Annotated in this window: 18 protein-coding genes and 2 pseudogenes; 12 read left to right on the plus strand and 8 right to left on the minus strand. The window is 67.6% G+C overall.

Features of this window, described 5'->3' with window-relative positions; all coding sequences use genetic code 11:
- From OERS_RS15765 to OERS_RS15775, 4 genes are all read right to left on the minus strand, one after another.
- On the minus strand, window positions 1-731 hold a 731-nt coding region (locus tag OERS_RS15765; RefSeq protein ID WP_211268494.1), incomplete at its 3' end, for a PH domain-containing protein.
- Between the two features lie 8 nt (window positions 732-739).
- Window positions 740-907 carry a hypothetical protein gene (locus OERS_RS21610; protein ID WP_169834240.1) on the minus strand — a complete coding sequence of 56 codons (168 nt, stop codon included), beginning with the start codon at window positions 905-907 and terminating at the stop codon, window positions 740-742.
- A gap of 460 nt (window positions 908-1367) precedes the next feature.
- Window positions 1368-1733: a nuclear transport factor 2 family protein gene (locus tag OERS_RS15770; RefSeq protein ID WP_068626869.1), complete on the minus strand. Its 366-nt coding sequence runs from the start codon at window positions 1731-1733 to the stop codon at window positions 1368-1370.
- Window positions 1734-1871: 138 nt separating this feature from the next.
- Window positions 1872-2591 (minus strand): IclR family transcriptional regulator, encoded by a 720-nt coding sequence (locus tag OERS_RS15775; protein WP_030150819.1) that lies wholly within the window; start codon window positions 2589-2591, stop codon window positions 1872-1874.
- Between the two features lie 164 nt (window positions 2592-2755).
- Between OERS_RS15775 and leuC the strand changes: the two genes are divergently transcribed.
- Window positions 2756-4237 (plus strand): 3-isopropylmalate dehydratase large subunit, encoded by a 1482-nt coding sequence (gene leuC, locus OERS_RS15780; protein WP_056648171.1) that lies wholly within the window; start codon window positions 2756-2758, stop codon window positions 4235-4237.
- A gap of 82 nt (window positions 4238-4319) precedes the next feature.
- On the plus strand, window positions 4320-4958 hold the full coding sequence (leuD, locus tag OERS_RS15785; RefSeq protein ID WP_056762421.1) for a 3-isopropylmalate dehydratase small subunit: 639 nt from the start codon (window positions 4320-4322) through the stop codon (window positions 4956-4958).
- 183 nt (window positions 4959-5141) lie between these two features.
- Here leuD and OERS_RS15790 read toward each other — a convergent pair whose 3' ends face one another.
- Both OERS_RS15790 and OERS_RS15795 read right to left on the minus strand, forming a co-directional pair.
- Window positions 5142-5981, minus strand: a complete 840-nt coding sequence (locus tag OERS_RS15790) for an LLM class flavin-dependent oxidoreductase (protein WP_248948614.1) — start codon at window positions 5979-5981, stop codon at window positions 5142-5144.
- A gap of 133 nt (window positions 5982-6114) precedes the next feature.
- The gene (locus OERS_RS15795) at window positions 6115-7050 is read right to left on the minus strand and encodes a DUF808 domain-containing protein (protein ID WP_056648165.1); all 936 of its coding nucleotides are present in this window, start codon (window positions 7048-7050) and stop codon (window positions 6115-6117) included.
- Between the two features lie 215 nt (window positions 7051-7265).
- On the opposite strand from OERS_RS15795, the gene lpdA reads away from it, so the two are divergent.
- Together lpdA and OERS_RS15805 are read left to right on the plus strand one after the other, a co-directional pair.
- Entirely contained in the window at window positions 7266-8669 is a 1404-nt protein-coding gene (lpdA, locus tag OERS_RS15800) for a dihydrolipoyl dehydrogenase (protein ID WP_068626872.1), read from the plus strand.
- 234 nt (window positions 8670-8903) lie between these two features.
- Window positions 8904-9308: a hypothetical protein gene (locus tag OERS_RS15805; RefSeq protein WP_068626874.1), complete on the plus strand. Its 405-nt coding sequence runs from the start codon at window positions 8904-8906 to the stop codon at window positions 9306-9308.
- On the opposite strand, the pseudogene OERS_RS20755 reads toward OERS_RS15805, so the two are convergent.
- Window positions 9289-9902, minus strand: a pseudogene (locus tag OERS_RS20755) (integrase core domain-containing protein); the annotation flags it as partial. The gene OERS_RS15805 and the pseudogene OERS_RS20755 overlap by 20 nt on opposite strands.
- Between OERS_RS20755 and OERS_RS15810 the strand changes: the two are divergent.
- The 8 genes from OERS_RS15810 to OERS_RS15845 all read left to right on the plus strand — a co-directional run bounded on the left by OERS_RS15810 (window position 9893) and on the right by OERS_RS15845 (window position 21626).
- Complete coding sequence (locus OERS_RS15810; protein WP_322788306.1) at window positions 9893-11578, plus strand: type I restriction-modification system subunit M; 1686 nt, start codon at window positions 9893-9895, stop codon at window positions 11576-11578. The pseudogene OERS_RS20755 and the gene OERS_RS15810 overlap by 10 nt on opposite strands.
- Window positions 11575-12726, plus strand: coding sequence for a restriction endonuclease subunit S domain-containing protein (locus OERS_RS15815; RefSeq protein ID WP_139107881.1), 1152 nt, complete (start codon window positions 11575-11577; stop codon window positions 12724-12726). The genes OERS_RS15810 and OERS_RS15815 overlap by 4 nt, the downstream gene beginning before the upstream one ends.
- Window positions 12723-13643, plus strand: a complete 921-nt coding sequence (locus OERS_RS15820; RefSeq protein ID WP_322788307.1) for a restriction endonuclease — start codon at window positions 12723-12725, stop codon at window positions 13641-13643. Before OERS_RS15815 ends, OERS_RS15820 begins: the two co-directional genes overlap by 4 nt.
- A 104-nt stretch (window positions 13644-13747) precedes the next feature.
- Window positions 13748-14419, plus strand: coding sequence for a hypothetical protein (locus OERS_RS15825; RefSeq protein ID WP_068626881.1), 672 nt, complete (start codon window positions 13748-13750; stop codon window positions 14417-14419).
- 74 nt (window positions 14420-14493) lie between these two features.
- Window positions 14494-17880 (plus strand): DEAD/DEAH box helicase family protein, encoded by a 3387-nt coding sequence (locus tag OERS_RS15830; protein ID WP_248948615.1) that lies wholly within the window; start codon window positions 14494-14496, stop codon window positions 17878-17880.
- Window positions 17881-18268: 388 nt separating this feature from the next.
- Window positions 18269-19546, plus strand: coding sequence for an HsdM family class I SAM-dependent methyltransferase (locus OERS_RS15835; protein WP_068626883.1), 1278 nt, complete (start codon window positions 18269-18271; stop codon window positions 19544-19546).
- Window positions 19547-19551: 5 nt separating this feature from the next.
- Window positions 19552-20715 (plus strand): restriction endonuclease subunit S domain-containing protein, encoded by a 1164-nt coding sequence (locus OERS_RS21245; RefSeq protein WP_139107882.1) that lies wholly within the window; start codon window positions 19552-19554, stop codon window positions 20713-20715.
- The gene (locus OERS_RS15845) at window positions 20703-21626 is read left to right on the plus strand and encodes a hypothetical protein (protein WP_068626887.1); all 924 of its coding nucleotides are present in this window, start codon (window positions 20703-20705) and stop codon (window positions 21624-21626) included. Before OERS_RS21245 ends, OERS_RS15845 begins: the two co-directional genes overlap by 13 nt.
- Before the next feature lie 125 nt (window positions 21627-21751).
- Here the strand turns inward: OERS_RS15845 and OERS_RS15850 are convergent.
- Window positions 21752-22899, minus strand: a pseudogene (locus OERS_RS15850) (IS3 family transposase).
- Window positions 22900-23070: the final 171 nt, after the last annotated feature.

The raw sequence follows: 23070 nt of genomic DNA on the forward strand, positions 1-23070 counted from the left end.
TCCCCCACCACCGCCACCTCCTCCGCCCGCCTCGGCGCCCACGCGAGGTGCGCCGAGGCGGGCGGAGGAGGTGGCGGTGGTGGGGGAGCCGGGGTCGCGGGTCCCGACGTCGGGGGACCGGGCTGCTGCTGGCCGGCAGGTCCGCCGGCGCTGCCCGGGCCGTTCTGACCGTTCGCGGCGCCCGGTCCGCCTCGACCGCCCGGGATGAAGATCGTGTCGCACAGCTTGCGGTACGTCGCGTCGGGCTTGGCGACCCAGTTGATGCGGCTCATCGCCTGGTCCTGCCCCGCGGACTCGAGGATGAACTGCCCGTACCCGAGCACGCGACCCACGATCGAGCGGCTGTAGCTCATGTCGGTGACCTTGCCGAGGGGCATCATCGCGACCTTGTGCGTCACGAGCCCGAACATCAGCAGCATGCGCTTGTCGGTCGCGACGAACCACTCGTTGCGCCAGTCCAGGACCTTCCACAGCAGCCGCACCGCGACCGCGAGCCAGACCCACCAGAGCATGAGGGCCCCGTCGCCCACGGTCGGCCCGGAGGCGCTCACGAGCCACGCGACGACGAGGAACGCGGCGAAGGTCGTGGCGACCGGCTCGGCGAGCTTGCCCCAGTGGGCCCGTGTGGCGAGCACGACGCGTTCGCCGGGAAGGATGTAGCGGCGCAGGTGACGCGCGCTCAGACGCGGAGGGCGCCCGGGCGCCTCCACCTCCAGCTGCTCGCGCGCCATGGCGTCGACTACTCGATGAGGGACTGGACGAACTGTCCGAAGCTCGCGAACGCGCCCATGATGACGTCCCAGATCGCCTGGACGATGTCGGCGGCGCGGTCGGGGCTCTTGATGACCGCGTAGAGCAGGAAGACGATGACGACCCACATCAGGATGGTCTTGGCCTTGCCGGGCATCGTGTGGTCCTCACGTGGTCGTCGATCGGGGCGGTGGTGCTCTGCTCGACATGGTGACCAGAGCAGACCGGGCGCCGTCGGAGGCGCGCCGACGACGAGTCTAGCGTTTCGCCCGAATCGGTCGTGGGTCCCGTGTCCGGACAAGGTCGCACAGAGGGTGCGGAGCGCCGGACGAGGCTGCTCAGTGGGCGCGGAGCGCCGGACATGGCGGCACAGAGGGCGCGGAGCGCCGGACATGGCGGCACAGAGGGCGCGGAGCGCCGGACATGGCGGCACAGAGGGCGCGGAGCGCCGGACATGGCGGCACAGAGGGCGCGGAGCGCCGGACATGGCGGCACAGAGGGCGCGGAGCGCCGGACATGGCGGCACAGAGGGCGCGGAGCGCCGGACATGGCGGCACAGAGGGCGCGGAGCGCCGGACATGGCGGCACAGAGGGCGCGGAGCGCCGGACAGGCCCGATCAGCCAGGCTCAGCGGCCGGTGCGAGCGTGGCGGCCAGAACCAGCCATCCCTCGTCTGCGCGCACCCAGAGCCGCGTGTAGACCAACCGCGCGGAGACTGCGGTGCCGCCCTGGATCGCCGCCACGGCGGCGACCAGCCTGGTCACTCCGCTCGCGACGTCCTCCTGGACGTCCAGCGACTCCTCCTCCAGGCGGGTGATCTGCAGGAACCCCGAGCGGTAGCTCTCCAGGTCGTCCTCCTTGGAGAAGACGGACCCGTCCGGGCCGGCGCCGACGCACCGAGGGTGCAGCAGCGCCTCCAGCGCGTCGACGTCGCCGGCGCGCTGGGCGGCTTGGAGCGCGTGCTCGGCAGCGAGAAGACTCATCGCCCGAGTCTACGCACCGGGACCTGCCCCGGGGGCGGGAACTGAGGGGGGCGGCGAGGACCGGCAGGAACGCCAGTCAGGAACGCCGAGGGGCGGGCGCCTCGCGGCGCCCGCCCCTCGGTCAGGGTCGATGGACGGTCACTCGCCAGCGCGGCGGAGGACCTCGGTCAGGCGGTTGGCCGCGGCGACGACGGAGCCCGAGTGCAGACGGCCCGGCTGGCGCGTCAGGCGCTCGACCGGTCCCGAGATCGAGACCGCGGCGACGATCCGCCCCGACGGTCCACGCACGGGCGCCGACACCGAGGCGACCCCGAGCTCGCGCTCCGAGACGGACTGTGCCCAGCCGCGCCGTCGGACCCCCGAGAGGATCGTGGCCGTGAAGACGGCCTCGCGCAGGCCGCGGTGCAGGCGGTCCGGCTCCTCCCAGGCGAGCAGCACCTGGGCGGCCGAGCCCGCGCCCATCGTGAGGGTCGCCCCCACGGGGATAGAGTCACGGAGTCCGACCGGGCGTTCTGCCGCGGCGACGCAGATGCGATGGTCGCCCTGGCGGCGGTAGAGCTGGGCGCTCTCGCCCGTGTGGTCGCGCAGCGCCGTGAGAACCGGGTTGGCGGCGGCGAGCAGGCGGTCCTCGCCTGCTGCGGTCGCGAGCTCGTTCAGGCGCGGTCCGAGGACGAAACGGCCCTGCATGTCGCGAGCCACCATGCGGTGGTGCTCGAGCGCGACAGCGAGGCGATGAGCCGTCGGACGGGCGAGTCCGGTGGCGGTGACGAGCTGGGCCAAAGTGGCTGGTCCGGACTCCAGAGCGCCCAGAACGGACGCCGCCTTGTCCAGCACGCCGACTCCGCTAGAATTGTCCATAGGTCGATATTGACGTCTCGCACAGTGAGATGCAAGTTAGCGGGTGTCGGTGTCGCCGAAGGACCGGGAAGATCACCCGGACCACGACCGAGTTGTACCCCCCGATCGTCGCCCACGGCCCCCGCGTGAGCGACCACCGCAGGACACAGGTAGGAGAAACCAACATGGCCGGCACGCTGGCGGAGAAGGTCTGGGACGCGCACCTGGTGCGACGTGGCACCGACGGGTCGCCCGACCTCCTCTACATCGATCTGCACCTCATCCACGAGGTCACCAGTCCGCAGGCCTTCGAGGGCCTGCGTCTCGCCGGCCGGCAGGTGCGCCGCACCGACCTGACGATCGCGACCGAGGACCACAACACCCCCACGCTCGACATCGACCTGCCGATCGCGGACCTCACGAGCCGCACCCAGATCGACACGCTGCGCAACAACGCCAAGGAGTTCGGCGTGCGCATCCACTCGCTCGGTGACGCGGACCAGGGCATCGTGCACCAGGTCGGTCCTCAGCTCGGGCTCACCATGCCCGGCCTGACGGTCGTGTGCGGCGACTCGCACACCTCGACCCACGGTGCGTTCGGGGCCCTCGCGTTCGGCATCGGGACCTCGGAGGTCGAGCACGTGCTCGCGACCCAGACCCTGCCGCTCGCGCCCTTCAAGACCATGGCGATCACGGTCAACGGCGAGCTGCCCCCGGGTGCGACGAGCAAGGACATCATCCTCGCGATCATCGCGAAGATCGGCACGGGTGGCGGCCAGGGCTACGTCCTGGAGTACCGCGGCGAGGCCATCCGCAAGCTGACCATGGAAGCCCGCATGACGGTCTGCAACATGTCGATCGAGGCGGGCGCGCGCGCCGGCATGATCGCACCGGACGAGACCACGTTCGAGTACCTCAAGGGCCGTCCGCACGCGCCCGAGGGCGCCGACTGGGACGCCGCGGTCGAGTACTGGAAGACGCTCAAGACCGACGACGACGCCACGTTCGACGAGGAGGTCGTGCTCGAGGCGGCCGACCTCGAGCCGTTCATCACCTGGGGCACCAACCCCGGTCAGGGCCTGCCCCTGTCCGCGAACGTCCCGGTCCCCGCGGAGATCGCCGACGAGAACGAGCGCGTCGCCGCCGAGCGCGCGATCGAGTACATGGGCCTGACCCCGGGTGCTCCGCTGCGCGACATCGCGATCGACACGGTCTTCATCGGCTCGTGCACCAACGGCCGCATCGAGGACCTGCGCTCGGTCGCCAAGGTCGTCCAGGGCAAGAAGAAGGCCGACTCGCTGCGCGTGCTCGTCGTGCCCGCCTCGGCCCGTGTCCGCCTCCAGGCCGAGGCCGAGGGGCTCGACCAGATCTTCCTCGACTTCGGTGCCGAGTGGCGCAACGCCGGCTGTTCCATGTGCCTGGGCATGAACCCCGACCAGCTCGCCCCCGGCGAGCGCTCGGCCTCCACGTCCAACCGCAACTTCGAGGGTCGCCAGGGCAAGGGCGGACGCACCCACCTGGTCTCGCCGCTCGTCGCGGCCGCGACGGCCATCCGCGGGACCCTGTCCTCGCTGGCCGACCTGGACCTGCCGGCCGACGTCGACATCACGTCGTTCGACGGCACGCCGCTCGCGCCGCTCGACCCGCGCGTCCCGCTGCAGGTCTGACACCGGACGCGGCGCCGCCCAACCGGTGGCGCCGCACCGGCAGGCCCCCTGACGACCGACTCATCGAGGAAGCAGAAGCATCATGGAGAAGTTCACCACCCACACCGGTGTCGGTGTCCCGCTGCGCCGCAGCAACGTCGACACGGACCAGATCATCCCCGCCGTCTACCTCAAGCGCGTGACGCGCACGGGCTTCGAGGACGCGCTGTTCGCGGCGTGGCGCGGGGACCCCGCATTCATCCTGAACCAGCCCGCGTACACGTCCGGCTCCGTGCTGGTCGCGGGCCCGGACTTCGGCACCGGCTCGTCGCGCGAGCATGCCGTGTGGGCCCTCAAGGACTACGGCTTCAAGGTCGTCCTGGCCTCTCGCTTCGCGGACATCTTCCGCGGCAACTCGGGCAAGCAGGGCCTCGTCGCGGGCATCGTCGCGCAGGAGGACATCGAGCTGCTGTGGAAGGTCCTCGAGACCAAGCCCGGCACCGAGGTCACGGTCGACCTGGTCGAGCGCACCGCGACGGCAGACGACGTCGTGGTCCGTTTCCAGATCGACGACTACACGCGCTGGCGCCTCATGGAGGGGCTCGACGACATCGGTCTGACCCTCCAGCACGAGGCCGACATCACGGCGTTCGAGCAGACGCGCGCGTCGTGGCGCCCCAAGACGCTGCCGGCGAAGCACCTGCCGACGGTCGACATCGAGGCGGCTCGTCCGTCCGCGTGACCTGACGGTCGCGAACGGTTCGCACGGCCCGACGGCGCCGCTCCCCTGGGTGGGGAGCGGCGCCGTCGGCGTGCGGGGAGTGTGTGCCGCTGCGCGTCGTGTCGCCGAGGGTGACGTGCGCGCCGGTCGAGGGTGACCTGTGGGTGCGACGAGGGCGACGCGCGAGCCCGCCGAGGCTGACACCTACGGGAGCGGCGGTCCCTGGCGGATCCTCGCGAGCTGCAACTCGGCGGTGACCTTGGACGGGTCCCAGCCGGCCTCGATCCACCAGGTCGCGCCCGCCGCCTCGAGCGCCCGCGCGTCCTGCGCTGCGGCGTCGAGGTCGGTCACGAAGTCTCGCTGGACCACGAGCTCGAACGGACCGGCCGACGGGTCGCGGTGCTCGGCGACCCAGGTCGCGACCTCGCGCGTCTCGTCGGGTGTGAGGGAGTCCATGCCGCGGTCGCCCCGGAGCTGGACCGTCACGCCGTCCCAACGGACCGCGCGGCTCATCGACTTCTCGCTCGGGAACACCCCCACAGGCCACACGGGGATGCGCCCGTTGACGGGCTGCGGTGAGATCGTCATCTCGCCCGTCGAGATGTGCTTCCCGTCGAACGAGAACGCCTCGCCCGACCAGGAACGCTCGAGGAAGGCCAGGACGTCGTCGAGCAGCTCGGCGCGTTCGCGCAGCGACGTGAACTGGCCGGGGACGGCGCTGAAGCCCGCGTCGTCGAGCACCCCGACCCCGGCGGGCAGCACGAGCCGCCCGCCCGAGAGGTGGTCGACCGTCAGGGCCTGGCGCGCGAGCTCCCACGGGCGCCGACGCGGCAGCGCGAACACGAGCGCCCCCAGTGTCACGCGCTCGGTCTGGACGGCTGCCGCGGCGAGGATGCCCCACGGGTCGTAGCCCTCCATGCCGGGCAGGCTGATGCCGTCCCACGTGAAGTAGCCGTCCCAGCCGTGCTCCTCGGCCTCGCTGGCCATGGAGACCAGCTCTGATGCGGAACCGAAGCTCCCGACGAACCCGAACTTCAAGCCCATGACGTCCTCCTGCGACTCGTTGGCGGTCCTCCCACGGTAGGACCGGCCACCCACACGCGTCGCGGGCGGGACAACGAAGGCCTGCTCGTCCGCGAAGTCGCGGGCGAGCAGGCCTTCGGACGTGGTCAGAGGATCAGTGGTGCGCCTTCTTGCGGGGTATGAAGTGCACGACCGTGACGACGACCGCACCCACGATGGTGCCGACGATCGCCGAGCCCAGGGTGTCGACGAGCCACGTGAGCACACCGCCGACGACCGGGACGCCGTGCACACCCGACTCGAGGAAGTGCAGCAGGTCGTACGGGCCGTGCCAGCCGAGGTCGTACGTGCCCTGCAGCAGGATGTGCCCACCGACCCACAGCATCGCCACCACGCCGACAGTCGAGATGACTGCCATGACGCGCGGCATCGCGGTCACGAGGCCGCGGCCGAACGACTGGACCCACCCCGTGCGCTGCCGGGCGAGGTGCAGGCCGATGTCGTCCATCTTCACGATCAGGCCGACGATCCCGTAGACGAGGACCGTGATGAGCAGCGCGACGACCACGAGGATGATCGCGCGCGACCAGAACGCCTCGTCGGCGACCTCGTTGAGCGCGATGACCATGATCTCCGCGCTGAGGATGAAGTCGGTGCGCACCGCGCTCGACACGACCCGGTCCTCGTCGACGGCCTTCTTCGCGGCCGCGTCGTCGATCGCCTTCGTGTGCTTGCCCGAGATCATCTCCCAGAGCTTCTCGGCTCCCTCGTACGCGAGGTACGTCCCGCCGACCATGAGCAACGGGGTCAGGAGCCACGGCAGGAACTGGCTGAGCAGCAGCGCCGCCGGGAGGATGAACAGGAGCTTGTTGCGCAGCGAGCCCAGGGCGATGCGCTTGACGACCGGGATCTCGCGCTTCGCGGCCAGACCCTCGACGTAGCGGGGCGTGACCGCGGTGTCGTCGATCACGACGCCGGTGGCCTTGACGCTCGCGCGCCCCGCGGCGGCACCGATGTCGTCGATGGACGCTGCTGCCAGCTTGGCGAATGCTGCGATGTCGTCCAGCAGTGCTACGAGTCCGACGGACATGAGGTCTCCACGAGGCCCGTGTCGCCGCCCACGAGCCCTTGAGGTCGGGATCCGACGCGGCTGTAGCGCATCGTAACGACTCGGGCGGTGCGCCGTCGCGGGGCGTCCGCGAGAGAGCCCGCCGGCATCGTCGACAGTGACCCGGCCCCGTGCCCTGGTGACGTGTGACGCGATCGGTCGCACCGCCGTCGGGCAGACGATCTAGGCTGGTCCACATGGCTAACCACTACGACGTCGTCGTCCTCGGCGCGGGCCCCGGCGGCTACGTCGCCGCCATCCGCGCGGCCCAGCTCGGCCAGTCCGTCGCGATCATCGAGGAGAAGTACTGGGGCGGTGTGTGCCTCAACGTCGGGTGCATCCCCTCCAAGGCGCTCCTGCGCAACGCGGAGCTCGCCCACCTGTTCACGCACCAGGCCGACTTCTTCGGCATGACGGGTGACGTGTCGTTCGACTTCGGCAAGGCGTTCGACCGCAGCCGCGACGTCGCCGACGGTCGCGTCAAGGGCGTGCACTTCCTCATGAAGAAGAACAAGATCACCGAGTACGACGGGCGCGGCACGTTCCGCGACGCGAACACGATCGACGTCGCGCTGTCCTCGGGCCAGACCGAGACCGTGACGTTCGCGAACGTGATCATCGCGACAGGCTCGAAGGTCCGCCTGCTGCCGGGCGTCGAGCTGAGCGAGAACGTCGTCACGTACGAGAAGCAGATCCTGACGCGCGAGCTGCCGCGCTCGATCGCGATCGTCGGGGCCGGCGCGATCGGCATGGAGTTCGCGTACGTGCTGAAGAACTACGGCGTCGACGTGACGATCATCGAGTTCCTCGACCGTGCGCTGCCGAACGAGGACATCGAGGTCTCCAAGGAGATCGCCAAGCAGTACAAGAAGCTCGGCGTGAACATCCTGACGTCGACCGCTGTGCAGACCGTGGTGGATGGTGGTTCGTCGGTGACCGTCTCCTACAAGGGCGTCAAGGACGACAAGCCCGGCTCGATCGAGGTCGACAAGGTCCTCATGGCCGTCGGCTTCGCGCCCAACGTCGAGGGCTTCGGCCTCGAGAACACGGGCGTCGCGCTGACCGACCGCGGCGCGATCGCGATCGACGACGTCATGCGCACCAACGTGCCCCACATCTACGCGATCGGTGACGTCACCGCGAAGCTCATGCTCGCGCACGTCGCCGAGGCGCAGGGAGTCGTCGCGTCCGAGACCATCGGCGGCGCCGAGACCATGACGCTCGGCGACTACCGCATGATGCCGCGCGCGACGTTCTGCCAGCCGCAGATCGCCAGCTTCGGCCTCACCGAGCAGCAGGCCCGCGACGAGGGCTACGACGTCAAGATCTCCAAGTTCCCCTTCACGGCCAACGGCAAGGCGCACGGCCTGGGTGAGCCCACGGGCTTCGTCAAGCTCGTCGCCGACGCCCGCTACGGCGAGCTCCTCGGTGGCCACCTGATCGGCCCCGACGCGTCCGAGCTGCTGCCCGAGCTCACGCTCGCGCAGAAGTGGGACCTCACGGCGTCCGAGCTGGGGCGCAACGTGCACACGCACCCGACGTTGTCGGAGGCCGTGCAGGAGGCTATTCATGGACTCGCGGGGCACATGATCAACTTCTGATACTTGTGACAGGACGGATAGGTTCGACCGTCCTGCTGAGAGGCCTTGACCTGCGGAGTCACCGCAGGTCAAGGCCTCTCTCTGTGCCTTGATCGGGGTGGACAGCCAGGGTCGGCCGAGGACAGGAATGTTCATTCTGGGGGGCACACAGGGGTGGGGGCACGACGGCGAGGATCGTCGTTTCGTGCCCCATCTCGTCCGGGGCCGAACGAAGGGCTCGGGGGAGGGGCACAAATGGTCAAGGCGACGACGGCCCAGCGGACGACGGCGGGGCGCCGCGAAGCGTGGGGTCGGCTGCGCAAGCCCGCCACGGTGATGATGTATCGCGGTCGGGTGACCAATTACCTGCGCGAACCTCTCGGTGACACCCTGGTGCGCGAGATCGACACCGCCGTGGTCCGGGACCTGACGCGAGACCTCGTCGCGATCCCTTCGCGCCTGTGGCCCGGCGCGGCCCACAACGGCATCGCGGGCGACGCGATCGACGTGCTCAAGATGATTCTGCGCGCAGCGGTGCGCGACGGCGTGCTCGCCACCATGCCCGACGTCGCCACGCCGCAGCGCAAGTCCGTGCGCCACGACCAGGACCACGCGCCCGAGGACGACGTCGCTGCGCCCCCTAGGTGTTCTGGCTCATGAGGTTGGTGACGCTGGTTGGGAGTCGTGATGCTGGGGGACGGTTCCCGATGGCGGTGTGGTCGCGATGGTAGTTGTAGTGGATGTTCCAGGTCTTGAGGGCTTCGGCTCGTTGGGCCTTGGAGGTCCACAGGCGTGAGTAGAGGAACTCTTCGGCCAGGATGCGGTTGTAGCGTTCGATCTTGCCGTTGTGGCGGGGGTGTAGGGCCGGATGTGTTGGTGGCGTGAGGCGGTCGCGGTGATGGCCCGGTTGAACGAGCTGGCTTTGTAGTTGGCACCGTTGTCGGTGATCACGCGCACGACCCTGGCGATGCCGTGCGCGGCGAAGAACGCCCGGGCGCGGGCCCAGACCCCGATCGTTGTGGTGGCCTTCTCGTCGGGCAGGTGTTCGGTGTAGGCCAGACGGGAGTACCCATCGATCGCGCAGTGCAGGTAGACGTAGCCGGTTCGTGTGCCACGGGTCTTGGTGCGGGCTGCGGCCTTCGCGCCGGGTGATCCGCGACCGTGGGCGCGCCAACCGCCGCCGTCGGGGATGCGTCTGACCCCCTTCACATCGTGCCCGGAACGTCTCGTCTCATCACCGGGACGTGCTCCGCGCGGACCGGGTGGCTCACGTCAGCGAGAAGACCACACGCTACACCGTCGCAAGGCTCAGGATCGCGCCGGGCTGCTTGCCCCATGCATCGAGCAGTTGCAGGCAGCCCGAGCCTCCACTGAACCCGGGCACGACAGACGGCTCGTGGAACATCTCACCTCTGAGCGTGTCTGCGTGGTCGGTGGTGATGGTTAAGCTGCACCACGTGATCACCGGAGAACTGAAGAGCAGGATCGACCGCGTCTGGGACGCCTTTTGGTCGGGGGGCATCAGCAACCCCCTGCAGGTGATCGAACAGATCACCTACCTGCTGTTCCTGCGCCGCCTGGACGATCTCGAGACGCGCGAGGAGTCCAAGGCGGAGTTCACCGGGATTCCCGTGGCGACTCGGCTGTTCTCGCCCGCCCAGCAGCACCTGCGCTGGTCGCGGTTGCGCAACAAGGATGCCGAGTCGATGTTCGACATCGTCGACAAGCAGGTCTTCCCGTACCTGCGCGAGCTCGGCTCGACCGTAGGCGGGGATGGTTCCGCGTACGCGGAGCACATGAAGGACGCCCGCTTCGCGATCCCGACGCCGGCCCTGCTGTCGAAGGTGGTCGACATGCTCGACCACATCCCGATGGACAACCGCGACACCAACGGCGACCTGTACGAGTACCTGCTCGGCAAGATCGCCTCGGCAGGTGTCAACGGCCAGTTCCGCACGCCGCGGCACATCATCAACCTGATGGTCGCGATGATGGCGCCCCGGCCCGACGACGAGATCTGCGACCCCGCGTGCGGCACGGCGGGATTTCTCGTCTCGGCGTCGGAGTACGTCCGCGAGCACCACGCCACCGCGCTCATGAACAAGGCCCAGCGCGAGCACTACCACCGCAGCATGTTCCACGGCTACGACTTCGACTCGACCATGCTGCGCATCGGCAGCATGAACATGCTCATGCACGGTATCGACGCGCCCGACATCCGCTACCGCGACTCGCTCGCCGAGTCGGCGTCGGGGGAGGAGGGTAGGTACTCCTTGATCCTCGCCAACCCGCCGTTCGCGGGCTCGCTCGACTACGAGCAGACGTCGAAGGACCTGCTCGCCACGGTCAAGACCAAGAAGACCGAACTCCTCTTCCTCGCGCTGTTCCTAAAGCTCCTCAAGACCGGCGGCCGCGCCGCCGTCATCGTGCCCGACGGCGTCCTGTTCGGGTCGACAACGGCGCACAGGGCGCTCCGAAAGGCCCTGGTCGAGGACCAGAAGCTCGACGCCGTCGTCAAGCTCCCCTCGGGCGTCTTCAAGCCCTACGCAGGGGTTTCGACGGCGATCCTCTTCTTTACCAAGACGGAATCCGGTGGCACCGACGACGTCTGGTTCTACGACGTCCAAGCAGACGGCTTCTCGCTCGACGACAAGCGCAACCCCACGTCGGAGAACGACCTCCCTGACGTGCTCGCCCGCTGGTCGCAGCGCACGACGACGGAGCGCGACCGAGCCCGCACCGACAAGTCGTTCCTCGTCCCCAAGGCCGACATCGTCGCGCAGGGCTACGACCTGTCAATCAACCGGTATAAGGAGATCGTCCACGAGGAAATCGAGCACCGCGCCCCGCTCGATGTCCTCGCGGACATCGAAGCGCTCGACGCCGAGATCGCAGCGGGCGTGGCCAACCTGAAGGCGATGCTCGCGTGAACGACGTCCCGCTTGGAGAGCTCATCAGACCGGCCAATGTCGAGCGTGCCGTGGATCGGACTTTCCCGATTCTCTCAATGACCATGCGCGACGGACTGGTAGATCAGAAATCCCGCTTTAAGAAGCAGATTGCCAGCGCCGACCTCTCGACGTACAAAGTAATTCGTCACGGCCAACTCGTCGTCGGTTTCCCTATCGATGAGGGTGTGCTCGATTTTCAGTTGATCTATCCGGCGGGCATCGTCAGCCCCGCCTACGGCGTGTGGGACCTTGTCGATGACTCGCGTGTCGACCGGAGGTATCTCAAGAGTGCGCTGCGGTCATCCCGGTCGCTCCGGTACTACAGGACGAAGCTCCAGGGGAGTACTGCCCGGCGTCGCTCGCTGCCGAACGACGTGTTCTTGGAGCTGCCGATCCATCTCCCCTCGATCGAGGAGCAGCGGCGGATCGCGACGATCCTTGACCAAGCCGACGCGATCCGCGCCAAGCGCCGCCAGATCCTTACCCACCTCGACGCCCTGGCTCAGTCCACCTTCCATGCCATGTTCGACGTTGCGGTGGACGCATCCGTTCGTTTCGACGAGTTGACACTCGGCATGAGGAACGGTGTGTCGCCATCAACGCACGGGACTTTTAACGCAACTGTTCTGACGTTGTCGGCCGTCACTCGAGGGCCTTTCAACCCGGCGGCGTCGAAGTCGGCGACTTTCGATACAGAACCTCCTGAGGCCCAGAGGGTGTCTTCTCGCGACTTGCTCATCTGCCGTGGAAACGGGAACAAGCAACTCGTAGGCGTCGGCGTCCGCGCAGGGCGCGATCGGCCCGACTTGGTTTTCCCGGACACGATCATTGCGGCGCGTATTGACATCGACGTCGCAAATCCTCGCTACCTTGAGCATGCATGGAGGCAGCCGCAGGTTCGTCGCCAGATCGAGTCGGGTGCACGGACCACGAACGGCACCTATAAGGTCAATCAACAGGTGCTCGGCGCTGTCGAGTTGCCATTGCCGTCGCTTTCCGCGCAGCAGGAGTTCGCGGGTCTCGTGGCGGAGATTGAGGTGCACCGCTGCACGGTTGAGCGCGCCCTCGCCGCCGATGACGAACTCTTCGCGTCGCTCCAGTCTCGTGCCTTCCGAGGAGAGTTGTGAGTCTGTCGGTCCTGCCGTCGTGGGACCAGTGCATGGTCCCGGTGCTGCGCGCGTTGGGTGATCAGAAGTCCCGTCAGCGTCGGGAGGTGTTCGAGCTCGCGGCCGATGAGTTGGGCCTGACGTCGGAGCAGCGCCTCGAGGTGGGGACGGGTGGCGAGGCGAAGTACCAGAACCGGGTCGGGTGGGCGCTGTCCTACCTGGACCGGGTCGGGGCGGTCGAGCGGCCGTCCCGCGGCATCTACCGCATCACGGTGCTCGGCCAGACTCTCGCCGAGCAGTTCCCGGCCGGCATCACGGAGAAGAAGTTGCGCGAGTACGCGCGCGACGGCGACTCCTGGTGGGTGAGCAAGCCGTCCTCGAAGGCCGTCGTCGACGACGTCGTGACGGTCAAGGACTCGGTGCTCGACCCGTACGAGCAGATCGAGGTAGGCGTCGGCCGGATCCACTCCGACGTCGGCGGTGCGCTCATCAAGCGCCTGCACGCGCAGGATCCCGCGTTCTTTGAGCAGGCCGTGCTCGATCTGCTCATGGCGATGGGCTACGGCGGTGCGGAGGGCAACGCGACGCGGACGCAGCCCTCGAACGACGGTGGGATCGACGGGGTCATCGATCAAGACGCGCTCGGCCTGGCCCGCATCTATGTGCAGGCGAAGCGGTACACGCCGGACTCGTCGATCGACCGTCCGACGATCCAGGCGTTCGTCGGTGCGCTCGCCGACAACTCGGCGAGCCAGGGTGTGTTCATCACGACCGCCCGGTACACGCAGGGCGCCCGGGCGTTCGCGGAGTCTGTCGCGGCGCGTGTCGTGCTGATCGACGGTGACCGCCTCGCCCGGCTGATGATCAAGTACGGCGTCGGCGTCCAGGTCAAGCAGACGTACGACGTCGTCGAGATCGACGAGGACTTCTTCGAGTAGGTCGTCGCCGGTCGTGTCGGTGGGTCGTGAGACGGTTGTCGGCTGTGGCGGAAGGAGCCGCAGGAAAGGCGACGCGACCGGTCTCGCCTGGTGAGGACAACCTCATGTGCACGACGACCTGCAGAACTGCCACGTGGGCCCGGTGCCGTTGCGAGTGCGACTACGCGAACCACGGGATGAGCATGATGACGCCTCTCGCCGCACCCGTCCCGCGGCGCTTGAGCGCCGGACGTCGAGGAGGCTCGGGTCAGGACCAGGCAGGCCCGTCTAGCGGCGACCCCGGCGCTCCGCTCTTCGGAGTCGACCTCCTCCACATCGAGTCCTGGCTCGACGACCATCCGGTGTTTCGCGACGAGGTTGCCCATCTTGTCCACCTCGCGCGGCAGGAGGATGAGTCAGCAGGTGGGGGCACCGAGTCGCACCTCGCCTGCACAGTTCTCGTGAGTGTCGTGATCGCGCTGGAGAGCGTGGAGCGTCGTCGAGAGCAGGCGGTCGATGGCATCGCTGGAGCACTGTCGGACGTCGCCATGGCGAGGGTCCGGGCATGCCTGGACAGCAAGTCTGCTGACCAACTCGAGCCGCATGTGGGGGCAGTCGTGGCCCACGTCGTTCATGCCGCAATGCCGGGGTTCGCGCTGGTTGATCCCGAGGTGTTCCTTGCGGTGCGGCTCGCGGCGCTTCTGGCGTGCCCGGACCCGGACGATCACGCGGAGGTCATCGATCATTGTGTTCACCCGCTCGTGACGACCGTCATCGACGGTTCGGGCTTGGTGTGAGGGGAAGCAATCTTCACCCGCCGTCCTCGACCATTTCGCTCATTTCGGCGGGCTTGATCGCTAGGGTGTTCACCGTGCAGCCACAGGGACTGACCAGCAACTTCGGCTTCATCAAGGGCGTCTGGCCGACCGTATGGCAGGACTGTGCGCGGGCCGAGTCGTACCTGACGACGGACCCGCGCTCGGCGTGCTTCTACGCTCGCCGGGCGGTCGAGGTGCTGGTACCCCACCTCTACGATCTACTCGCCCTCCAGGTCCCGTACAAGGCGGATCTGTCCGCGATGATCAACGACGCCGCGTTCAAGCAGGTGTCCGGGCACAGCATCGGGACGAAGCTGAACCTCGTCCGCAAGGTCGGCAACGCCGCCGTGCACGAGCCGAAGCCGATCGCGACGCAGGTCGCGCTCCAGGTGCTCCGCGAACTTCACCACATCGTCGTGTGGGCTGCCTTCCGCTACTCGCCCGCCCGGGATGCCGTGCCGACGTCGTCGGCGTTCGATCCCACGCTCGCCGCGAAGGCGGCGCCGCTCACGCAGACGGAACTCGTCAAACTCGCCGCGAAGTTCAGGGCGCAGGACGAGGCCCACGCGAAGGCGCTTGAGGAGAAGGACGAGCTCCTCGCGGCCCATGAGGCCGAGATCGCGGCACTGCGCGAGCAGGTCAAGGCGGCACAGGCGGCGTCGTCGGCGGAAGACCACCACGACTACACCGAGGCGGACACGCGGCGGCTCTTCATCGACCTGCTGCTTCACGAGGCGGGTTGGCCGCTCGCGGACGCGCGAGACCGCGAGTACCCGGTCACGGGGATGCCCAACGCCGACGGGACGGGAGTCGTCGACTACGTACTGTGGGGCGCCGACGGTCGGCCGCTCGCGGTCGTCGAGGCTAAGCGCACGACGAAGAGCCCGCAGGTCGGGCAGCACCAGGCGAAGTTGTACGCCGACTGTCTGGAGGCGCAGTTCGGGCGCCGGCCGGTGGTGTTCTTCACCAACGGGTACGAGCACTGGATCTGGGACGACGCGGCCGGGTACCCGCCGCGCGAGGTCCAGGGATTCCTCACGCGGGACGAACTGGAGCTGACGATCCAGCGTCGTCAGGCACGGGAGGAGCTTGCCAGCGCGCCCGTGAACACCCAGGTGGCGGGGCGCCCGTACCAGGTGCGCGCGATCAAGGCCGTAGGTGACGCGTTCGACCGCAAGCAGCGTGAGGCGCTGCTGGTCATGGCGACCGGTACAGGCAAGACGCGTACCGTCATCGCGCTGGTGGACCAGCTGATGAAGGCGGGGTGGGTCAAGCGGGTCCTGTTCCTCGCCGACCGCACGGCCCTGGTGAACCAGGCCGTGAATGCGTTCAAGGCGAACTTGCCCGCGGTCGCGACCGTCAACCTCGTGACGGAGAAGGTGGCCGAGGGGCGCGTGTTCGCGTCGACGTACCCGTCGATGATGAACCTGATCGACGAGGTCGACGGCGGTGTGCGGCGGTTCGGGCCGGGGTTCTTCGACCTCGTGGTGATCGACGAGGCGCACCGGTCCGTGTACGCGAAGTACGGCGCGATCTTTGAGTACTTCGACTCGCTGATCGTCGGCCTGACGGCGACGCCGAAGGACGAGGTCGACCACAACACCTACCGGCTGTTCCACCTCGAGGACGGCGTCCCGACCGACGCCTACGGCCTGGACGAGGCGATCGCGGACCAGTGGCTCGTCCCGCCCGTCGCTATCTCCGTCGGGACGAAGTTCCTGCGCACCGGCATCAAGTACGCCGAGCTCAGCCAGGCAGAGAAGGAGGAGTGGGATCTCCTCGACTGGGGTGACGACGGCGCACCCGACGAGGTCGGCGCCGAAGAGCTCAACCGGTTCCTTTTCAACGAGGACACCGTTGAAAAGGTGCTCTCTGAGCTGATGACGCGCGGCCACAAGGTCGCGGGCGGCGACCGGCTCGCCAAGACCATCGTGTTCGCCAAGAACCAGGAGCACGCCGAGTTCGTGCAGAAGGTCTTCGATGCGCAGTACCCCGAGCACGCCGGGCACTTCGCGAGCGTGATCACGCACGCCAGCGGCCCGTACGCCCAGAACCTCATCGACACCTTCTCCCATCCCGAGAAGGCGCCACACATCGCGATCAGCGTCGACATGCTCGACACCGGCATCGACGTGCCCGAGGTCGCGAACCTCGTGTTCTTCAAGTCGGTGCGGTCCAAGACGAAGTTCTGGCAGATGCTCGGCCGCGGCACCCGCCTGCGGCCCGACCTGTACGGGTCGGGGGAGGACAAGAAGGACTTCTACGTCTTCGACTTCTGCGGGAACCTCGAGTACTTCAGCCAGGACCTGCCTGGGACCGAGGGGTCCGTGCAGAAGTCGCTGACCCAGCGCATCGTTGAAGCCCGACTCGGACTGCTCACCGGTCTGGACACCTCCTCGTCGTACCCCGAGCTCCGCGCGGAGACGGCCGCGGCGCTGCACTCCTTTGTGGCCGGGATGAACCTCGACAACTTCGTTGTCCGACCCCACCGGAAGCACGTCGAGCGATTCGCTGATGCCGATGCCTGGGCCACGCTGACTAGGGAACAGGCCGAGGACGTACTCAACCACCTCGCCGGACTACCGTCGTTGGCCGGGGCGAGCGACAAGGACCTCGACGCCAAGCGGTTCGACCTGCTGATCCTGCGCTGCCAGCTCGCCACCCTGGAGGGTGACGTCGTCGCCACGGAGCGGCTGCGCGGGCAGGTCCAGGAGATCGCCGAGGCGCTGCACGCGCTCGCCCACCTGCCAGCTATCGCGACGCACGCCGAGCTGATCGAAGCCGTCGCCGGCGAGGAGTGGTGGATTGACGTCACGCTCCCGATGCTCGAGCTCGCACGCCTGCGGCTGCGCGGGCTCGTGCGGCTCATCGAGAAGATCCGCCGCGACCGCGTCTACAGCGACTTCGAGGACACCCTCGGCGAGTCCACAGTCGTCGAACTGCCCCAGGTCACGCCCGGCACCAACTGGGAGAGGTTCCGGGCGAAGGCTCATGCCTACCTCGGCGACCACATCGACGACCTCATCCTGCAGAAGGTGCGACGCAACAAGCAGCTCACCGAGACCGACCTCGATGCCCTTCAGACGATGCTCCTCGACAGCGGCGCCGGACAGGTCGCAGACATCGCCTGGGCCGCCGAGAAGGAACACGGTCTCGGACTCTTCATCCGTCGGCTCGTCGGGCTCGACCGGTCTGCTGTCGAGGAGGTGTTCGCGCACTACCTCGACGGCGCACTCTTCAACGTCAGCCAGGTCCGCTTCGTGCGCATGATCGTCGACGAGCTCACCGCCAACGGCGTCATGGAACCGACCCGGCTCTTCGAGGCTCCGTACGTCGACCACGCGCCGACCGGGCCGATTGACCTGTTCCCAGCGACCGACGTGCGCGTGATCGTCGACATCCTCGGAACCGTGCGCCGGCACGCGCAGGCGGTTTCGTAGCGTGATGTCGATGTTGAAGGGGGCACCGCGAGATCGGACTCGTCCCACCGGCTGCGTTCGAAGACCACCACTACCGTCACAGCCCCGCGCCGACTACCGTCGACGCGTCAGTTCCGAGTCTTCACTGAACCCGTCACGAGACAATCGCCTCAGATCCGGTGTCCGGGAAACCGGGTCAAGCTCCCAAAGACGCCGCTTCGAATGCGGCGGTCCGCACTTCGCAAGCAGTACGCGACGGCGTCTCAGGTCGTGCCGACCGATGGCCAGACATGAGTGAACTCATCGACCGCGGAACTCGCCGCGTGACTGGTGAAGGGTTCGCCTTTGCGCTGTCGGGAGACCGTGGTATCTTGTTCGGTTCGTTTGAGACCAGAAGGGAGGAAAGCCGATGACAAGGGAAGCATCGATGCGCGATCAAGTGCGCGCCAGACTTCGCGCTGATGGGTTCGACCTTGTGCAACTCGAGGCCCCGCTTGACCCGGCGTCGAAGGTTCGCCCTGACGTAGTGGCTTGGGCTGCAGATAACAGCGGCGAACTCGTTCCGTGGGCAGTCGTCGAGATCAAGTCTGGCCAGTTCAAGTCTCCAGAGCTTGCCCTCCCCGCCCTGGTTCGAAGCCGCGATCTGCTCGGCACGATCGACCACTACGCAGTAGTCAACGGGCAGTGGTTCAAGGCAGACCGTAGTGTCCGCTCTCTTGCGCCGGTGGACGGGCCGACGCCGCCGCAGCACGGCCCGCGAGGTCTGCTTGTCGACGAAGGCCTTGCCACGTCACTGCTGCTCAAGTCGTTGTGGCGCCACGTCGACATGGAGCGCTCTCGCGGTATTCGGGCTGACTACTTCTCCCCGCCTGCCGGCCCCCTTGCCGAGACGAACGCCCCTGGTATCGAGACAACCGACGGCTTCGTGCCGGTGCGCCACGACGTGCTCTGGCGGGCGCGTCGCCGCGCGCTGATCGAGTTCGCGAGCAATACAGGTAACGGTGAGGCTCTAGCCTCTAGCCCGACGATTGCCCGGGCTATGTCTGCCCTTGCGGGTCCGGTCGTCGCTGGCACAGTCCTGGATCCGTTCTGCGGAACGGGTTCCTTCCTCTGGGCTGTTATGGACCGTGCATTGCACGACGCGCCGGTGGAGTTCGTCGGCGTCGAGGTGAACGACCGCATGGCGGACCTGGCGGGCACGATCGGTCGGACGGCGTCGCTGCCGACGAAGATCGTCACAGGTGACGCCTTCGAGGTTGAACTTCCGAAAGCAGACGTCGTGTTGGCTGCGCCGCCGCTCGGCATTCGCATGCGCGAACCTCGGGTCCTCCTCGACGGTTCGACAACGACCGACATGGCAGTGGCGGCGGTCGATCTTGCACTGCAGCAGCTGCGGCCGGGTGGTCGCGCCGTGCTCCACGTTGCCGCCGGGTTCACCTTCCAGCATGGCGCCGAGCAGTACCGCGAGTATCTCGCCGAGGAGCACCGCGTCGCTGCGCTCATCGGCCTCCCTAGCGGCGCGGTGCCAGGCACTGGTGTGCGCTCTGTGCTCGTCGTGATCGAGCGGGGCGAACCAGGCGAGACTTTCGTCGCGCAAGTTGGGGAGGACTGGGAGACCCAGCTGGCCACAAACGGCGCAGCGATGACCGCCGTGCTTGCCCACATCGACGGCGATCAGAGCAGGTGACCGTCGTGGTTACGTCCAACGTTCTCGACCTCCGCCGTCACGCGAACTGGGAACCCTCCCGCCTTCTCGCGCAAGCATTCGAGTGGCCGATAGACGCGCCAACGATTGCGCTTCGGGATCTTGTGTCGCGCGTGGCCCCGTCCTCGTTCGCGGACGCGGGCACGCCCGTCGTCACGCCTGCCGGCATCGACCCGATCCGCGGCGGTGTACGCCGTCGCAGCCGGAAGTATCAAGGGGCTGCCTATCAGGTCGGTGCTGAGTTACGCCCGGGTGACCTTCTCGTTCCGCGCAGCCCATCGGGCCTTGTCCTTCTCGTCTCGGACGTCATGATGGGTGCCCTTGTCTCCTCCACGTTCTACGCGCTTCGCCCACGAAATGAGTCTTATGCGGCGTGGCTGTGGGGCCTGCTGAACTCTCGATCAGGTCTTGAACTTCGACAAGGCCTCGCCGCAGGTTCGACAACAATGCTGTTGGCCCCCGGTGACCTTCTCGACATCGCGGTCCCGCTGCCTACGTTCGTCCATCAGCACGCGCTGACCACGGCGCTTCTGAGCGAGGCCTCGACGACCCACCTCGACGAAGAGGAGGCTCCAGAGACCTGGTGGCGCATCGCAGACCTTCGGGGGAGCGAGTGGCGCTTCATGCTGGCCAGCCCGCGCCCCGACCTCCTTCGTGAAGGGATCCCGCTCAAGGACTACTGCAGCGAGATCGCGAAGGGACGCCCAATTCTGGCTGTCGCCGTCGAGACGCAAGAGGCCGGGTTCCTGCCCGTGGCCGATATCCGCATGCTCTCGGGCTATCCGCCCCGGCGTTGGGTGCCTGCGACGGCCGAGCGGTTGACGCGCGTCCGCCCAGGCGACCTATGTGTCGCGGCGCCCGGCGAGCGGCCACATGCGGCTGTAGTCCAGACCGAAGCCGTGGCTGATCCGAACGTCTACGTGTTACGCCTGCGCAGGCCCGCCCTGGGAGCGGCGCTCGCTGAGTACCTCAACGGGCGGGAGGGGTTTGCTCTGCGCAGAATGCTGGTCAGCGGATCCTTCATACCCAACCTTCGCCGACGCGACCTCGAAAGCCTCCCCGTCCGCCCGGAGGCGCTCGACCAGCCCGCGCCTGACAAGCCCGTCATCCCCCTTGCCGATCGCCTGGAGCGCCTGCTGTGGCAGCGCTGAAGTGCGAGTTCGCCGCGATCGTTTACGCCGAGCTGTACCGGCTCCTCGCCAGTGACAAGCGCCTGGTCGACTCGCTCGCGTACCGGCTCGACGAGATCAGGTACGACGTCGACTGGTTCGATGAGGCGATCGAGGCTTACGAAGGCAAGTGGACCTCGGACCTGCAGTACATGACGCACGACAGCATCAGTGACTTCACTCTGACCCAGCCGGACCACGCGGTGCTCGCGACCTGGATCCTGGCTGGCCTTCGAAACACCGGCCAGTGTTACGACATCTCGAGTGAACTGAGCCAGCGCGTCCTGGAGCGCGCGCAGCGCGACATACCCGGCCTGGCCGTTCCGCTACCGAGCGCGCTCAGCCCCGTGATTTACGGTTGGACCCTAGGCTGCGTCGTCGGCTCAGACGATCTGCCGGCAATGCCAGCTGTTCTCCCCCCTGAGGAGAACGTGCAGCACGCCTTTCTCGGCTTCATGGAGCACGTCCTCGTCCTCCAGTCGATGGCGACGCCTTGGCCGGAGATGATGTCGACAGCCACTTACTGGCGCGGCTACGGCATCGCGGAAGGGCTCCTGCCGGAGCACGGGAACGGCGGCCACGCACTGGCCCAACTGAAGAACGAGGCCAGCCGTTCGATGGTGCCTGCGATGTACGCGACCTTGGAGCGCTACTTCAAGCCCTTCAACCAGCGACGTCAATCGGTTTCCCATGTTGCACAGGACGACTCTCGGCCGTCGTTCGTCGAGGTGGCGGAGACGATTCGGGATTGGCCGGATCTACGGATGGCTGTCGTCGGCCTGACCCAGTTCGTCTACCAAGAGGTCTCCAAGGGGCTTCAAGACACGCCTCCTCGCTCCATTCAGCCGGGCGTGTGGGACAACCTCATCCACGAGATCCGCACCGACTGGTAGCGCGCTGGCCACGCGAGGGTGTGAATGAATCGCACTGGATCTCGTTCCTATGCGTTTCTGAACCGCCCTGGGTCTGATGGAGGCTCTGGTGTGCCCCGGCTTCCGTGGAGTCGGGTTGCTGGAATCTAGGCCACGGTGATCGTTGCTGTGTTCTCGAACTCTACGGGTGTCAGCCAGCCGAGGGCGGAGTGCCGGCGCTGGCGGTTGTGGAAGATCTCGAGGTACTCGAAGATCGCGTTCGCCAGTTCCAGGCGTGTACGCCATCGACGCCGGTCCAGGAGCTCGACCTGCATGCGCGACCAGAAGCTCTCGATGACGGCGTTGTCGTAGCAGTCGCCGATCGATCCCATCGAGGGCACCAGGCCAGACTCCTTGGCCCGGGTGGTGAAGGCCCAGGATCCGAACTGGACTCCGTGATCCGAGTGAATGATCGTCCCAGACGGTGTCCGGCGGTTCTCGATGGCCATGCCGAGCGCGTTCGTTACCAGGGCTGCCGTGGGCGAGGAGTCGATCGACCACCCGACCACGCGCCGGGAGCAGACGTCGAGCACGACGGTGCAGTACACCTTGCCTTCTCGGGTGGGGCGCTCGGTGATGTCGGTGACCCACGGCTCGTTCACGCCTTCGCGGGCAAACTGCCGATCCACCAGGCCGGTGGAGATCAGGTCGGGGCGAGCGCGACGCCATCTCGGGCGCCCCCCGACGCCTTTGAGGCCAGCACGCGCCATCAGCATCTCCACGGTGCCGTGCCACGCCTGGATGTCGTGGCCCTTGGTCAGCTCGGCGTGCACGCGGCGGGCGCCGTAGACGCCCCGGGAGGCGGTGTGGATGGTGCGGATGGTCTCGGTCAGCAGCGCATGCCGCACGTGTCGGGCCGAGGGTGCCCGCACCAGCGAGGCGTATTAGCCGGACTCCGAGCAGCCGAGGGCCCGCACTGCGGGTTGGACCGGCAGCCCTTCACCGGCCATCACCGCGATCGCTTCGAACCGCCTTTTGGGGGCACCACCTTCCCCAGCAGCTCGCTCGCGCGCCGGTGGATCGCCAGCTCGGTCTCCAACTCGACGATCCGCTTCCTGGCCGCGGTCAGCTCGGCCTTCTCCACTCTGGTCAGGCCCGGCTCGAGGCCCTTGTCGATGCGGTCCTGGCGCCGCCAGGCGTAGATCGTCTGGTCGCTGATCTCCAGATCGCGCGCCACGTCCGCGACCTTGCGGCCCGACTCGAGCAGGTCCAACACCTTGCGCCGGAACTCCGGCGGATAACCACGACGTCCCACGAGGCCTTTCCTACAGGGGCAGGTGGCACAAGAATCCAGTAATCCGACTCCACGGAACGCGGGACACACCACTCCCGCGCCTCCGATTACCCCTTGCCCAGGGTCGATCCAGCCTTCGACTTGGCAGACTTACTTGAGGAGCTGCTTCCAAGCGTCTTGCCGGCCCTGGAG

Source organism: Oerskovia enterophila (assembly GCF_001692445.1).
GTDB classification, from domain to species: Bacteria; Actinomycetota; Actinomycetes; order Actinomycetales; family Cellulomonadaceae; genus Oerskovia; species Oerskovia enterophila.